Origin of the sequence: Nocardia sp. NPDC056952 (genome assembly GCF_042674185.1) — a bacterium.
Taxonomy (GTDB): domain Bacteria; phylum Actinomycetota; class Actinomycetes; order Mycobacteriales; family Mycobacteriaceae; genus Nocardia.
Genome location: NZ_JBHURA010000005.1, coordinates 180,619 through 196,032, shown reverse-complemented (window position 1 = coordinate 196,032; position 15,414 = coordinate 180,619). Strand labels below are relative to the sequence as shown.

At 68.2% G+C, this 15,414-nt stretch carries 12 protein-coding genes; 6 read left to right on the top strand and 6 right to left on the bottom strand.

The genetic code is table 11. From position 1 onward, the window contains the following. Positions 1-8: 8 nt before the first annotated feature. Genes ACFTS5_RS19705 through ACFTS5_RS19690 form a run of 4 tightly spaced genes read right to left on the bottom strand, consistent with a single transcriptional unit; the run spans position 9 to position 5,339 of the window. Complete coding sequence (locus tag ACFTS5_RS19705) at positions 9-1,952, bottom strand: dipeptide ABC transporter ATP-binding protein (protein ID WP_378632827.1); 1,944 nt, start codon at positions 1,950-1,952, stop codon at positions 9-11. Next, positions 1,949-2,809 carry an ABC transporter permease gene (locus ACFTS5_RS19700; protein WP_378632825.1) on the bottom strand — a complete coding sequence of 287 codons (861 nt, stop codon included), beginning with the start codon at positions 2,807-2,809 and terminating at the stop codon, positions 1,949-1,951. The genes ACFTS5_RS19705 and ACFTS5_RS19700 overlap by 4 nt, the downstream gene beginning before the upstream one ends. Next, a complete protein-coding gene (locus ACFTS5_RS19695) occupies positions 2,806-3,765 on the bottom strand; it encodes an ABC transporter permease (protein ID WP_378632822.1) in 960 nt (319 codons plus the stop codon). Before ACFTS5_RS19695 ends, ACFTS5_RS19700 begins: the two co-directional genes overlap by 4 nt. Beyond that, the gene (locus ACFTS5_RS19690; RefSeq protein ID WP_378632819.1) at positions 3,762-5,339 is read right to left on the bottom strand and encodes an ABC transporter substrate-binding protein; all 1,578 of its coding nucleotides are present in this window, start codon (positions 5,337-5,339) and stop codon (positions 3,762-3,764) included. Before ACFTS5_RS19690 ends, ACFTS5_RS19695 begins: the two co-directional genes overlap by 4 nt. A gap of 264 nt (positions 5,340-5,603) precedes the next feature. Between ACFTS5_RS19690 and ACFTS5_RS19685 the strand changes: the two genes are divergently transcribed. From ACFTS5_RS19685 to ACFTS5_RS19665, 5 genes are all read left to right on the top strand, one after another. Further along, on the top strand, positions 5,604-8,003 hold the full coding sequence (locus ACFTS5_RS19685; RefSeq protein WP_378632817.1) for an arylsulfatase: 2,400 nt from the start codon (positions 5,604-5,606) through the stop codon (positions 8,001-8,003). A gap of 113 nt (positions 8,004-8,116) precedes the next feature. After that, complete coding sequence (gene mtnA / locus ACFTS5_RS19680) at positions 8,117-9,904, top strand: S-methyl-5-thioribose-1-phosphate isomerase (RefSeq protein WP_378632814.1); 1,788 nt, start codon at positions 8,117-8,119, stop codon at positions 9,902-9,904. After that, positions 9,901-10,470 (top strand): acireductone dioxygenase, encoded by a 570-nt coding sequence (locus tag ACFTS5_RS19675; protein WP_378632812.1) that lies wholly within the window; start codon positions 9,901-9,903, stop codon positions 10,468-10,470. Before mtnA ends, ACFTS5_RS19675 begins: the two co-directional genes overlap by 4 nt. Further along, positions 10,467-11,162, top strand: coding sequence for an acireductone synthase (mtnC, locus tag ACFTS5_RS19670; RefSeq protein ID WP_378632809.1), 696 nt, complete (start codon positions 10,467-10,469; stop codon positions 11,160-11,162). Before ACFTS5_RS19675 ends, mtnC begins: the two co-directional genes overlap by 4 nt. Before the next feature lie 9 nt (positions 11,163-11,171). Continuing rightward, positions 11,172-12,311, top strand: coding sequence for a hypothetical protein (locus tag ACFTS5_RS19665; RefSeq protein WP_378632807.1), 1,140 nt, complete (start codon positions 11,172-11,174; stop codon positions 12,309-12,311). An 11-nt stretch (positions 12,312-12,322) separates the two neighbouring features. On the opposite strand, the gene ACFTS5_RS19660 is transcribed toward ACFTS5_RS19665, so the two are convergent. Next, positions 12,323-13,222, bottom strand: a complete 900-nt coding sequence (locus ACFTS5_RS19660; RefSeq protein ID WP_378632804.1) for a hypothetical protein — start codon at positions 13,220-13,222, stop codon at positions 12,323-12,325. A 240-nt stretch (positions 13,223-13,462) separates the two neighbouring features. On the opposite strand from ACFTS5_RS19660, the gene ACFTS5_RS19655 reads away from it, so the two are divergent. Continuing rightward, the gene (locus ACFTS5_RS19655) at positions 13,463-14,272 is read left to right on the top strand and encodes an alpha/beta fold hydrolase (RefSeq protein ID WP_378632802.1); all 810 of its coding nucleotides are present in this window, start codon (positions 13,463-13,465) and stop codon (positions 14,270-14,272) included. Here ACFTS5_RS19655 and ACFTS5_RS19650 read toward each other — a convergent pair. Beyond that, on the bottom strand, positions 14,269-15,060 hold the full coding sequence (locus ACFTS5_RS19650) for a helix-turn-helix transcriptional regulator (RefSeq protein ID WP_378632799.1): 792 nt from the start codon (positions 15,058-15,060) through the stop codon (positions 14,269-14,271). The two genes, ACFTS5_RS19655 and ACFTS5_RS19650, sit on opposite strands and share 4 nt — an antisense overlap. Between the last annotated feature and the right edge of the window lie 354 nt (positions 15,061-15,414).

Here is a 15,414-nt window from a genome sequence, read left to right as displayed (position 1 = left end):
CGTCCACGTCATGCCCCGATGCTCAGCAGCGCGCCTGCCCCGGATCCGTCCCGCCCACGCCGAGCCGTCGTCGGATCGGGAACGGGTACCGCGTCGACCAGGCGGCGGGTGTACTCCTGAGCCGGTGCGGCGAATACCGCGCGCGCCTCGCCGGTTTCGACGATCCGGCCCTGCCGCAGCACCACAACCCGGTCGGCGACCTGGTGCACCACGGCCAGATCGTGACTGATGAACAAGCTGGCGAAGCCGTACTCGGCACGGAGGTCGGCGAACAGGTCCAGCACCTGTGCCTGCACCGACACATCGAGCGCGCTGGTCGGCTCATCGGCCACCAGCAGGCGCGGCGCCAAGGCCAGCGCCCGAGCCAGCGCCACCCGCTGACGCTGCCCGCCGGACAACTCCCCCGGCCTGCGCTGCGCGTAATCCCTCGGCAGCCGCACCGATTCGAGCAGGTTCTCGACCTTGGCCTGCAACAGAGTCCCCGATGCGGCCCGATGCACCTGCAACGGTTCGCCGATCGAGTCGGCGACAGTGCGTCGCGGATCGAGTGAGGCACTCACGTCCTGATGCACCAGTGCGACATGCTTGCGCAGTCCGCGCAGCTCGCGCCGCGACAACCCCGCCAGCGCGACACCTTGCAGCTCTACTCGTCCCGTGGTGGCGGGCACGAGTCCGAGCGCGGTGCGCCCCAGTGTGCTCTTGCCCGACCCGGATTCACCGACCAGCCCGAGGACCTCACGTGGACCGAGGGTGAGCGAAATATCCTGCAGGGCGGGGAAGGACGCGCCACCGTGGCGTCCCGGGTACACCACGGACAGGTCGTCGATCCGCAGCACGTCGCGGTACTCGGACTCGCCACGCCCGCCGCCCTTCTCGGCGACCACCGCGGGCCCACGCACGACGACCCGCCGCAGAATCCTGCGAACACTGCCCTCCGACGGCGCATCGGCCGGCTCGTCGGCCAGGTCCGCCGGCTCGTCGTCGTGGTCGGACGCACCGACCGCACCGGTTTCGCTGTCGTCGGCCTGCACCGTGGAACTGTCACCACCCGGCGCACCGGCGTCGACCGAAGCCTCGATGATCTCGGCAGCATCCGGGGCGGCACTGTCCGCCGCGGCATCGGTGGCAGGTTCTGGATCTCCCCCCCGCGACGACACCGCGGGCAACCGCGGCACCGCCGCCAGCAGCGTCCGCGTGTAGTCCTCGCCCGGTTCGGCGAACAACCCGAACACCGTCTGCTCTTCGACCACCCGCCCCTCGCGCATCACCACGACCCGGTCGGCGATCTCCGCGACCACCCCGAGGTTGTGGGTGATGAACAGGATCGCCGTCCCGCGCTGACGTTGCAGGGTGCGCAGCAGCGCGAGGATCTCGGCCTGCACGGTGACATCGAGTGCGGTGGTCGGTTCGTCGGCGATGAGCAGCGCCGGCTCGCCGGACAGGGCGAGTGCGATGACCACGCGCTGTTTCTGCCCGCCGGAGAGCTGATGCGGATACCAGTCGAGGCGCTTGTCCGGCTCCGGAATGTCCACTGCCGTGAGCAGTTCGATCGCGCGGGTTCGCGCGGTGGCCTTGTCGGTCACGCCGTGCGCGCGCAGCGCCTGCGCGATCTGGGTTCCGATCTTCTGCACCGGGTTCAGCGCGGTCTGCGGTTCCTGGAAGACCATGGCGGCCTTGGTTCCACGCAGGTCCCGCAACGCCGATTCGGCGGCCCCGACGACCTGCGTGCCCGCGAGCTGGATCGAGCCGCCTGCCCGCGCGGTCTCCGGCAGCAGCCCGAGCACCGATCGCGCGGTGAGCGACTTGCCCGAGCCGGATTCCCCGACGAGGGCGACGACTTCACCCCGGCGAACCCGCAAGCTCACCCGGTCGACGACCGTCCGGTCGCCGAAACTCACCGTCAACTCGTCGATGTCGAGCACGGGGTCGAGCTGGTCGGATGGTGTGCTCATGCCAATCTCCTTGCCCGGCCCAATGCTTGGGCGATCAACAGGAATCCCAGGGTCAACGCGGCCACCACGACCAGCGGTCCGATCGCGATCCACGGGTTGGCGTCGAGGTTGGCGATCGAGCCTGCGATCAGCGAACCCAGCGACGGCTGCGGCGGCAGCACGCCGATCCCGATGAAACTCATCGCGCCTTCGATGAACACCGCCACCGACAGCGACAGCGCGAACTGGACGCCGAGCGGTTCGATCACATTGGGCAGCACATGCTTTCGCAAGGTCCACCAGGTATCGGCGCCGATCACCTCCGAGGCTTCCACGAACGGTTGTTCGCGCACGGCCAGTACCGCCGTGCGGATCTGCCTGCCGAAGATCGGGATCTCGGCGGCGATGATCACGATGACCACCGCGTGCCAGCCGGGCCCGGTGATCGCGGCGAGCGTGATCCCCAAGATCAGTGTGGGGAAGGCCAGGATCAGATCGAACACCCGCTGGACGGTCACGTCCGCGATCGGATGGACGGTGGCGGCCAGCCCGACCAGCGCACCGACCAGGGCCCCGATCGGCACGGCGAGCAGCGCGATCAGCAGGTCGATCCGGATACCGGCCAGCACCCTGGCGGCCACGTCACGGTTGAGGTGGTCGGTGCCGAGCCAGTGCTGCGCGCTGGGGCCCAGCAGGTTGGCGCCGGGGATCTGGGTGAGCGGATCGTAGGAGCTGAGCAGCCCGGCGAACACCCCGGCCAGTGCCACCACAGCGACCAGCAGTACCCCGGCCAGCCCCTGCCCACGACGCAGTGCGCGCAAGGGCCCCTCGTGCCGTGGTGATCGATCCACAGCCACCGTGGTTTTCGCGCCAGTCACGAGCGTCCTCCGATGCGAATCCGCGGGTCCAGCCACGCGTGCGCGACATCGGTGATCAGCTGGATCACCACGAACACCGCCACCGACAGCAGCAACAGCACCTGCACGAGCGGATAGTCACGACGACTGATCCCCTGCTCGATGAGCTGCCCGATCCCCGGCCACACGAAGGCCGCCTCCACGAGCACCGCACCACCGAGCAGCTGCCCGGTCTGGATGCCGAGCACGGTGAGCATGGTCGGCAGCGCGTTGCGCAGTGCGCCACGGGTGACGATCTCGCGATATCCGACGCCGAGTGAACGTGCTGTCAGCACATACTGTTTCGCGAGTTCGGTGCGCAGCGCTTCGGTGAGGAACCGGGTGAGCGCCGCCGACACCGGCAACGCGAGGCAGATCGCGGGCAGCAGCAGGTACTGCACGGCGATATCGGGCCGGGCGATGAATCCGTCCGGCGGCACCCCGCCCGCGGGCAGCACCGGAATCGCGACGGCGAACACCAGCACCAGCAGCGGTCCCACCACGAAGGTCGGCAGCGCCACCGCGATCGTATTGGCCGCGGCGACAACAGTATCGAGCCAGCGGCTCGGCCACAGCACCGACGCCACCGACACGACCAGGCTCACCAGCACGGCCAGCAGCAGTGCGGTCACCGTGAGCACCAGCGTGTTGGTGAGCCCGCGGCCGACCAGGTCGGTGATCTCGCCGCCGATGATGTAGGAGCGACCGAGATCGAGGGTGAACACGTCGCCGAGCCACTGCAGATACTGCACCGGGATCGATCGGTCGAGGCCGAGCTGGTGGCGGATCACCTCGATGGTCTGCGGTGTCGCGTCGTTGCCCGCCAGGATGGTGGCGGGGTCACCCGGAACGAGCCGCAGCAGCAGGAAGATCAGCACCGAGGCGCCGAACAACACCAGCAGCGCCGACGGGAGCCGGTGCAGCAGGTAGCGCGTCATGACAGGAAGGTGTCGGTGAGGACGGGCTCGCGCCGCTTGGTCCAGGCGAAACCGTGCACCTTGCTGACGGTGGAGTACTGCTGGAAACGCACACCGATCTCGATCAGGAACAGTCCTTCGAGCAGCTGGTCGGTGACCGCCTGGTAGGCGCGGACCGCTTCGGGCCCGGTGCCCTGCGCCAGCTGCCACGCGGCGTCGGCGGCCGCGGTGTAGGCGGGCGATTCGTAGCGTGAGGCATTGCGGCGGGCGTTGAACGGGTAGGCGCTCACCGTGAGAGTCGACGGGACGAACTGCGCCCACGAATGGTCGGTGACCCACAGACCGCGGAACTGCTGGCCGGTGAGCTGCTTGACGAAGGTGGCGGCGTCGACCGGGTCGAGTTCGACCTCGATACCCACGTCGGCGAGATTGGCCTGCACGATCTGGGCGACCTCGCCGTAACCGGGGGCGAAGGTCAGCGGCAGCTTCGGCGGCTTGGCCGTCTGGCCGAGGAGTTGCTTGGCCTTGTCGATGTCACGCTTGTACTTGGTGTTGCGGGATTCGTCGAAGGCGGGCGAGTTCTTCGGCCACGGCACGTTCAGCGGATATCCCGCGCCCCGGAACACCTCGTTGATGATGCGGTCGCGGTCGAGGGAGAAGGCGATGGCCTGGCGGACCCGGACATCGGCCAGCGACGGCTCGGTCACATTGACGCCGACATAGGCTTGCAGCTCGGCGCCTTCGAGGTCGTGCACCGTGAATCCGCCGCTCTTGCCGAGATTTTCGGCATCGCGGTAGCCGAGTTCGCGCGCCACGGCGATCTGACCGGACTTCAACGCGTTGAGCAGCGCGTTCGGGTCGGGGATGATCGAGACCTCGACCCGGTCGAGGTACGGGCGCTCGGGCACCCAGTAGTTCGGGTTCTTCTCGAAGATCAACTGCGAGTTCGGCACCCGCTCGACATATTTGAACGGGCCGGTACCGATGTAGGTGTCGCCGGTGCCGAGTTTGTCCGCGGTTTCGCTGTCCAGGATCGGCACGGTGTCGAGCAGGTCGTAGATGTTGCTCAGCGGATGGGCGAGCTGCAACACGATCCGCGTCGGCGAGACGATGTCGAAACCGGTGACGGCAGCGGCCGAGCTACGCAGCTGCGCCGACCATTTGGCGTCGGCGTAGGTGCGCAGCGAGAACTCCACATCCTTGGCGGTGAAGGGACGCCCGCTGTGGAACTTCACGTCGTCGCGCAGGTCCAGGCTCAGCGAACGACCGTCGGCGGCGAGCTGCCACGACTTGGCCAGTAACGGCTGCGGTTCCAGGGTGTCGTTCGGGTAGCGGATCAGCGATTCGTAGACCAGGCCGATCACGACCGGGGTCGCCGCGGTGTTGGTGAGCAGGTTCGCGGGCACCAGGTCCTCACGGATACCGACCTTCAGGGTGCCGCCGCGCACCGGCGTCGCGTCGTCCCCGCCCGCCTTCTGCTCCGAGACCGCCGAGGTGCAGGCCGCCAGTGCGGCACCGCCGAAGATAGCCGCGGCGGCGATGCCGCTGGTGCGCAGAAAATTTCGGCGGCCGAAGCCACTCGCCGTTGAACTCATCGTGAAGATCCTCGAAGACGCATCAGCCCGCGCTGCGGGCCGAGGAGGGTGCGCACAGCGCACCGCAGGAAAGGGAACACATCGGCTCGGCCGCGAACGTCGTGGGCGTTCGTCAGCCGCGCAGGACGCGACACGAACAGCAGCAGGGTGGCTGATTCGTGGGCACGGCAGTGACGCTAACAAGTTGCGGCGGACCGGTCACCGATTCCACGCACACTGCACATAACCCTGGTGACCAGCGAATACGTCGCCTTTACTGCCAGAATGCCTGTTCCACCCCATGCTCGCGGTTACGCATCCTTCGGCGGCTCGGCCGGTCGCACATCCGCGGAGTCGACCCCCGATTGGACGTATCCACCCACCGCGCCCGCCGGCTCGCCGAACATCGTCGTCGTGCTCGTGGACGACATGGGTTACAGCGATATCGGCCCGTTCGGTTCCGAGATCGAGACACCGACCCTGGACCGCCTCGCGGCCCAGGGCGTTCGACTCTCGAACTACCACACGACGCCACTGTGCTCGCCCTCGCGCGCGGCGCTGCTCACCGGCATCAATTCCCACCGAGCGGGTTTCGGCTTCGTGGCCAATGCCGACCCCGGCTACCCCGGCCTGCGCCTGGAACTGGCCGACGATGTACTCACGCTCCCGGAGATACTGCGCGGCAACGGCTACGCCACCTACGCGGTGGGCAAATGGCATCTGGTGCGCGACGCCACGATGAACCCGTCGGCGCATCGGGACTCCTGGCCGACCCAGCGCGGATTCGACCGCTACTACGGGTCTTTGGAGGGTCTGAACTCCTTCTACTATCCCAACCAGCTGGTCTCGGACAGCTCGGTGGTCGACGTGCAGGAGTACCCGCAGGGCTATTACCTCACCGACGATCTCACCGACAAGGCGCTGTCCTACATCAAGGACCTGCGCGCCCACGACGCGGAGAAGCCGTTCTTCCTGTACTTCGCGCACGTGGCGATGCACGGGCCGTTGCAGGCCAAGGCCGAGGATCAGGCCAAGTACCGGGGTCGCTACGACCAGGGCTGGGACGAACTGCGCAGGCGACGCTTCGCCCAACAGCTGGCCCAGGGCTTGTTCCCGCCTGGCACCGAGCAGAAGCCGCGCAACACCGAGCCGGGTTACGAAGCGGCGGAGTGGGATTCGCTGTCGGCCGACGAGCAGCGGCGCTACGCCAAGTACATGGAGGTGTACGCGGGCATGGTCGACAGCATCGACCAGAGCCTGGGTCGTATCGTCGACCTGCTCGACGACCTCGGCGAACTGGACAACACCATCATCGTGTTCACCTCCGACAACGGCGGCACCGCCGAGGGCGGACCGGAGGGCACGCGCTCCTATTTCGCCGAGTTCGCCCACATCGACGATCCAGACTGGGTGGGCGATGTCCCGCACGACGAGGACCTGATCGGCACCGCGAAGCTGGGCGTGCACTACCCGCGCGGCTGGGGTCAGGCGTCCAACACGCCGTTCCGGTTCTACAAGGGCCAGACCTTCGCCGGCGGCGTGCGAGTGCCGCTGGTGGTGTCGTGGCCGAAGGGGTTGCCGCGCACCGGCACCGATTCCGGTATTCGCCATGAGTACGCCTACGTCACCGATCTCGCGCCGACCCTGCTCGACCTGGCGGGCCTGGACCGTCCTTCTGTGCGTAACGGGCTGCCCGCCAAAGACTTCGACGGAATCTCGGCGGCCGAGCTGCTGCGCGATCCGGCAGCCCCGACCCGCCACACCGAGCAGTACTCCGAGATGACCGGTCATCGTGGCTTCTACCGCGACGGCTGGAAGCTGCTGTCGCTACACGATGCCGACGCCGACATCGACGCGCCGAACTGGCAACTGTTCGACGTGCGCGCCGACCCCACAGAGCTGCACGATCTTTCGGCGCAGTACCCGGACAAGGCCGGCGAACTCGCCACCGCATGGGACGAATCGGCCTGGGCCAACACCGTTTTCCCGCTGCTGACGCGCGCCGACCTGTTCCGCCGCCGCCCCGAGGAAGCCCGATTCGCCGCGCCGGTCCGCCTCCTCCCCGGCACCCCCACCCTCGAGCGCTACCGCTCGCAGCGCCTCATCGCCTACCGCGACTTCACCATCACCGCCGACCTGACGGGGGCCCGACCGCCCGCCGGCGCGACGGCGCCGGCGACATCGCGTGCTTCGGACGCAGCACCCGATGTCGCGGAGCGGGCCGAGGTGGCCGGATTCCAGCTCGGTGACGAGGGCGTGCTCGTGGCGCACGGTGACCCGCTCGGCGGGTACCTGCTCTACATCGAGGACGGCGAAGTAGTGCTCGGCGTGAACAGCTATGGGCGGTATGCGTCGGTGGGCGTGCCGCTGCCCATCGGGACGCGCGAGATCACCGTCCGAGCCACGATCGAGCCGCGTCTGCGCTGGGACTTCACCATCCAGGTCGACGGCACGCCGCTCGCGGAACTCACCGACCAGGTGCAACTGGTCGGTATGGCGCCGTGGACCGGGATCTCCGTCGGCGTCGACGCGCGCGGTCCGGTCTCGTGGGATCTGCGCGAACGCCGCGGGCCGTTCCGCTATACCGGGAGCCTGCGTGCGATCACCTACACGCCTGGCCCCGTGCAGGTCCCGCAGCGCACTATCGACGCGGTGGAGCGCGAGGCCGAGTACGCCGCGGAATGACGGACCGCCGCTCATTCGACGGGCGCCGCTCAGCGCGGGCCCCGAGGATCGAGTCGCGACCAGGTCGGATACCGTTTACCAGCCGGAAATGCCACGCAGACAGGACGACGGAGATGGACGACAGTTCCCTGATCTGGGACGACGGTGCGCTTGTCACCATCGACCAGCGCGGACTGCCACACGAGGTGCGGGAACTGCGCCTGCGCACCGTCGACGAGATCATCGAGGCGATCACCACCCTCGCCGTTCGCGGCGCTCCGGCGATCGGGATCGCGGGCGCGTTCGGCGTGGTCATCGCCACCAGGGCGCACACTCGCGGCGGCTCGGGGGACGCGCCGAGTCACTCGCCCGGCGAGGCGGGTTGTCGAGCCGGTGACGTGGTCGACGTGGCCGCTGTGCAGGCCGAGGCCGACAGGATCGCCGCGGCCCGGCCGACCGCTGTCAACCTGGCATGGGCGGTCGACCGGGTGCGAGCCCGGATCGCCGAGGGCGCCGACGCGGTGCTGGCCGAGACTCTCGACATGCTCGCCGAGGACGGGCGGGTCAACCTGGCCGCCGCCACCCACGCCGCCGATCTGGTGCAACGCCTGTGCGGTGCGCAGCCGCTGCGCCTGCTCACCCACTGCAATACCGGGCGCCTGGCCACCAGCGCGGTGGGGACCGCGATCGGCACGTTGCGGGTGCTGCACGAGCGCGGCGCCGTCGCGGACGTGATCGTCGACGAGACCCGCCCGCTGTTGCAGGGCGCGCGGCTCACCACGTGGGAACTGGCCGAGGCGGGCATTCCGCATCGCCTGACCATCGACTCCGCCGCCGCCTGGGCGATGGCGACCGGTCAGGTCGACGCCGTGCTGGTCGGCGCCGACCGGATCACCGCCAACGGCGATGTCGCCAACAAGATCGGCACCTTCACCCTGGCTCTGGCCGCCCGCCACCACGGCATTCCGTTCATCGTGGTCGCGCCGGAGTCCACCCGCGATACCGCGATGGCGACCGGCGCGCAGATCGTGGTGGAACAGCGGGCCGCGGCGGAGGTGACCGGGTTCGGTGGGGTCGCGACGGCGGCGGCCGACACCGCGGCGTTCAATCCGGCTTTCGACGTGACGCCCACCGACCTCGTCACCGCGGTCGTCACCGAAAACGGTGTCGTCTACCGCAATTCGGATTCGTTCGATGACCGGGGCCGGGCGATTCCCGCCGGCGCGGGCAGCGCGCCGGGTCCGGCAGCGGACCCGGCTTTCGCCGAACCAGGTCTGGCGATCGCCACCACCGCGCGTCAGCTCTACCAGCGGGGGTGGATGCCGGGCACGGCGGGCAATATCTCGGTGCGGATCGCCCCGGCCCAACCGGGCGGGGGCGAGGACGCGCTCATCACCGCCAGCGGTTTGTCCAAAGGTGAACTGTGCGCGGACGACACGGTGCTCGTCGCGATCGCCGATACCACCCCGCGCCCTGGCCAGCGCCGGAAACCCTCCGCGGAGACCAGCATTCACACCGCCGTCTACCGCACCCGCGCTGCCGGCGCGGTCGTGCACGTGCACTCCCCGTTCGCCACCGCGCTGGCTACCACCGCCGCACGCCCCGGTGACGCGGTAACCCCTGTCCGGATCAGCGGTTTCGAACTGATCAAAGGCTTCGGACTGGCAGACCCGTCGACGGTCGTCATCCCAGTGTTCCCGAACTGGCCGGATGTGGCGCGGATCGGCGCCGACATCGACACCTACCTGCGCGAAAACCCTGCCGCACCACCGATTCTGTTCATCACCGGGCACGGGATCACCACCTGGGGTGACACTCTTGCCCAGGCGCGTGATCGCGCCGAATGCCTGGAAGCCCTGTGCGAGTTGATCGCCCGCACCGGACGAACCGACGCCACGCCCCTCGAGATCGGACCGACATGACCCTGCTGCAAGTGATGGCCGCCGACAACGCCGCCGACGTCCGGGTGCGCACCACCGACCCCACCGAGATCGGCGCCGAGCTGGCCCAGCACGGCATCGCGTACTCACACTGGGAGGTGCTCGCCGACGCCGCCGCGACCGACTCCGACACCCTGCTCGCCCACTACGGCCCGCAGATCGCCGAACTCAACGCCTCGGGCCGCTACGAGCACATCGACGTCGCCCGTATCCACCCCGACGCCGACAACCCGGAGTGGCCCGCCGTCGCCGCCGGTGCGCGCGCGAAGTTCCTCGACGAGCACCGCCACGCCGAGGACGAAGTGCGCTTCTTCGCCGCCGGCCGCGGCTGCTTCTACCTGCACGTGGGCGACGCCGTGCTGGCGACGGTCTGCGAAGCGGGCGACCTGCTCTCCGTCCCCGCGGGCACCCTGCACTGGTTCGACATGGGTACCACCCCCGACTTCATCGCCATCCGCTTCTTCGAGGAGGCCGACGGCTGGGTGGGCGACTTCACCGGCGACAAGATCAGCGCGGGCTTCCCGACGCTCGATGAACTGCTCGCGTGACCCGCGCGATCGTCCTCGACATCGAGGGCACCACCAGCCCCACCGACGCGGTCCGCACCGACCTCTACGGCTACACGTCCGCCCACCTGCCCACCTGGCTGTCCGAGAACACCGATGGCACAGCCGATTCGGTGCTCACCGCGACCCGCGAGCTCGCCGGTGAACCCGATGCGGGACCCGAGCGCGTCGCCGAGATCCTGCGCGGCTGGCTGGAATCCGACGTCAAAGCCGAGCCGCTCAAGACAGCACAGGGCGCGATCTGCGCCCAGGGCTTCCGCGCGGGCGCACTGCGTGGCCGCTTCTTCGACGACGTGGCACCCGCCTTGAAAGCGTGGCACGCCGACGGCTTCCAGCTTTTCGTCTACTCCTCGGGATCCGAACGCAACCAACGCGATTGGTTCACCTTCGCCGACGCAGGCGATCTGTCCGGCCTCATCACCGACCACTTCGACCTGGTGACCGCGGGCCCCAAACGCGAACCCGCCTCCTACGAATCCATCGCCGACCGCATCGGCGTCTCCCCACCGGACATCCTGTTCCTCTCCGACCACCCGGACGAACTCGACGCTGCCGTCGCCGCGGGCTGGCAAGTCGTCGGCGTACACCGCCCCGACGAACCCAATCCCCCACGCCCACCCCACCGCTGGGTGAGTTCCTTCGCTGACATAGATCCGCAGTTACCGGCCCACTAGTCTGCTTCCATGAACGACCAGGGGCCAAGCCTCGAACCCGCCCCGCAGCAGACAGATCCACCGGCACCAGCGTTCATCCAGACGATGCCGCCGACAGACGTCGACCCGTTCACCCAGCTCGCACCCGAGATCCCGGGACTGGACGCCCCCGACGCCACCTTCGTGCTGACACCCGGCACAGCCGCGCAGCTCGCCCGGCACAATGCGCTGCGGGCGGCGCCACGGTACATCGGGATCCTCCTCGCGATCGCGGTACCGACGAGCACGATCATGCTGCTCTGGCTCGGTCTCCCCCTCGAATCGATACTGGTGTTGCAGGGTGTGATCGTCGCGTATGTGCTGGTCGCCATGTACTTCTCGCTCCGTCGCCAGTTCCGGAGCTTGTCCCGGTCCGATGTCACGACCGGCAGTTGCGCCATCACCCTCGGTGCCGACGCGCTCGACCTGGCCGAGGGTTCGTCGCGTACCCGGATCGGCTACGACCGTATTCGCTCGGTCAGCGCCACCCGCCGCATCGTCACGCTGGGTTTCGACAATCGGCACGTCGCCCTGCCCCGAGAGCTGTTCCCCGACCCGCTGTTCACGCGACTGCGCGAGCTCGTCGGCGCCGACCCCACAGCGCGCCCGGCCTCGCTGCCACCGCTTCCTCGGCTCCCACACCCCCAGGTGCACACGGTGATCGCCGCCGATACCGCGCACCGACTCACCGTCGCGCGCCGCCTCGAGCCGTGGCGCCGGCCGGTCTGGGGTCCGCTCGCCATCGTGTTCCTGCTGACCGAGGCCTGTGCGTTCGGCGCACTGGGATACGGAGTCCCCGGTGCGCTGTCGGCGCTGATCCTCGCATCACTTCTTGCGCTGACGATTCGGTTCTGGATGCGTCGGCCGTCGGAGAACGCCCTGCGCCAGTATCAGGGCATGCTGCCGGTCGCGAGTGGCCTCGCGGCGCAGTTCGGCACCGACGCGGTCGTACTGGCGGGCGCCACCTTCATACTGCGCGCACCGTTTTCGATCGTCACCGAAGTCATCGTTCGCGCGGACTGCGCGGTCCTGAAATATGGCGCCACACCACTGATCCTTCCGAGAGCGCTGTTTGCGCCGGAAGTCCTTCCCCGGTTGCGCGAACTCGGCGTCAGGGTCGTCGAGCGCTGACTCCCAGTCTCTCAGCCGACCTGAGCCCGGACCGGGCCTAACGACCCCCGCTGCACCGCCCCGAACACCCGTCGCGCGTGAACCGCGACCGGGCTGATCGACCACGGCGCCAGCGTGGTGGTGAACATCAGTTCGCACCAGGACAGGGCGGGGATCTCACCGGCGGCGAGGGTGGCGATGAGGGAGAGTTCGGTGTCGTGGCCGAGCCAGGCCGCGACCAGCCAGGAGGCATCGAGGCGGCCGAGGAATTCCTCGGCGTCCTCGGGCGGGCCATGGGGAGTGTCGACGGCGAGGTGGACGACGGCGGCGATGGCGTGGCGCATCTTGGCGTCCATGCCGATAGCGTCGTGCAGCAGCAGACTTTCCAGTGCCGAGCGCAGTTCCATCGAGGGATCGAGTGCTAGTTCGTGCATGACGAGCCTTTCCTGTGGTTCGGTCTGCTGGTCGAGGCCGCCGGTGATCGCCCGGAGTGCCGGAATCGTCTGTGGCATTTCCGGATCGACCAGACCGGTCAACGGTCCCGACGACCAGTCGAGCCTGCCGAACGCCTGGCACCAGTCCAGTGCCGGATTGTCTTCGGTGACAACCAGATCCAGTGCGAGCCCGGCCATCGACGCGGTGCAGGCCAGGGTGATGGCGTCGAGCCCCTCTTCGCTGACCGCCAGGTGCAATGTCACCTTCTCGACCCCGGTGTCCTCGCGTGCTCGGCCCGCGAGCCAGATCGCGCGGCCCGCGGCCCCCATCGTGGCCGCGAGTTGGTCGCCGCGCGGATGGTCGGCGTCGGCGTCGATGAACGGGCCGTACCAGATCGCCCTGCCCTCCGCGTCGCAGACCGCGAATGTCGCCGAGACACTGTCGCCCGCGGCGGCCAGACTTATATGGGCGTCCAGCCCCTGCTCCGTCACCCTCATCAAAATCCCCATTTTCCGATTCGAGCCGAATATCGGTACGCCCCCTATCCAATCGGTCATGAACACACATGTCCACAGGGCGCGCACAAATATTTGTCCCCGGTGAGGTACATACACTCGCCAGTGAATTCACAGGACCGGCAGTACCCCAGACGGGAGTACCGCATTCAGTCCGCAACCGGGCGAAATCGACCGGATGGCTTGTATGTTTCGACAATGCCCTTCGTACACTCCGATTCCGTGAACGTCCATTTCCGCACCGATGCCGTCCACGGTCCGACGCTGCTGCTGGCCCATGGATTCCTCATGGACGAATCCATGTTCGACCCGATCCGGAAAGTCTTGGCGCACACCGATATCAATGTCGTGGCCTGGGACGCCCGGGGTCACGGCCGCACCGGATACGGCGACAACCCGCGGTTCGACTACTGGGATCTGGCTACCGACGGCCTGCGGGTTCTCGACGCGCTCGGCATCGAGCACGCGATTGTCGGCGGCATGAGCCAGGGCGGATACACGGCATTGCGAATGGCATTGCTCGCTCCCGAACGCGTGACCGGACTGGCACTGCTCGATACCGAGGCCGACGCGTGCACCAGGGACGAGGAAACCTATTACGAGAACTTCTTCGACGAATGGTGCGGCGCGGGCGCATTGCGGCCACTGGCCGAAGACCTCGCACCACGATTGATCGGCGGCACCGACCCGCAGATCTGGCAGACCTGGATCACCCGCTGGCTGGCCGGCGATCGCAGCGCCATCCGCCCGGCGGCCGACTGCCTGATCGGCCGCGATTCGGTCGATGGGCGACTCGACGAGATCACCGTGCCCGTGCTCGTGCTGCGCGGCGAACACGACCACAGCAGCACCGCGGACAAGTGCGCGCGGTTGGCCGCCGGGCTGCCGGGGGCGGGCGAGGTGCGCACGGTGGCAGGCGCGGGACACGGCTGCGCGCTGACCCATCCCGAGCAGGTCGCCGCGGCACTGGCCGGATTGGTCACGGCCTGCACCCCGTACGCGGTCGAGCCGGTCGCGGTCGCCGGGATCTAACGGTCGGGACCGCGAACACCCAGGTAGTACTGGATGCGGCCGGGGTAGGCGACGGAGTCGAGCCGGAACAGCTGGACGTCGACGGTGTAGTTCTCGCCGGTGTGCAGATCGCACAGCCGCATGGCGGTGTGCTCGCGGCCGTAGACGGTGTCGCCGTCGTCCCAGATGCGGCGGAAGTCGCGGTACTGCGCCAATTCGTCGAGCAATTCGGTGGCCCAGTCGCCGCCGCCCTGCTGGCCGATCAGACCGCGCAGCCAGTGCACGGTGAGCGTGGACTCCGTCTCCCATTCGACCATTACTTTGCGCGACAACGGGTTGCCGAAGAACCAGCGCAGAATATTGACGTCCTCGACCAGTCCGGGAAACGCGCGATCATAGGATTCGTTGACCGCCAGCACGTTCCAGCGCGTGTCGACGTAAGCCGCGAGATCGGGTTCCTGGAGCGCCAATGTGCGGCGCATCTCGGTGCTGATCTCGGCTCGCAGATCGTCGACGGTCGGGTTGTCGACCGGGGCGAGCCCGGCAAGATCGAAAAGATGTCTGCGCTCGATATCGGTCACCGGCGCGATCCGGTCGAGGTAGCGCACGAGCGCCTCGATCACCGCGTGCGTGGGCCGGTCGCGGTCCCCACTCTCCAAATGCGTGATGTAACTGGAGCTGACCCCCGCCGCGAAGGCGAGCTTTTCCCTCGAAATCCGCCGATCGTCGCGAAGTCGCCGCAGCAACCCGCCGAGCGTCGGCGGTTTCGGCGGCCCGTCAGGCCCGTCGAACGATGGCTTCGGTATCACCCCAACCCTCCCTGTCTGCACGGGCTCATCCTGGATGACTATTCAACCTCGAGCCAACCGCCGACCGGAAAAGATGCCGTTTCTTTATATTGGCGCCCCGTCATTTGGGTAGTTACCGGTGGGCAACTGTGTGCGTGGTCACGAAATGCGGTGTGCCGAACCGAATTAAAAGGATTCTGATTCGTTCCGTTCAGCAGTGCTATAGGATTCCGCACCGCTCCACCACGACCGTCGCGATCCACACCCCCGCCGGACATCCCCGCCGCCGACCGGTCGGCCCCGGTTCACCGCGGATCGACCCGAAAACGCCTCCCGCCGAGCCCGGCGACCGGCGAGCACCAGTGATCCCCGCCG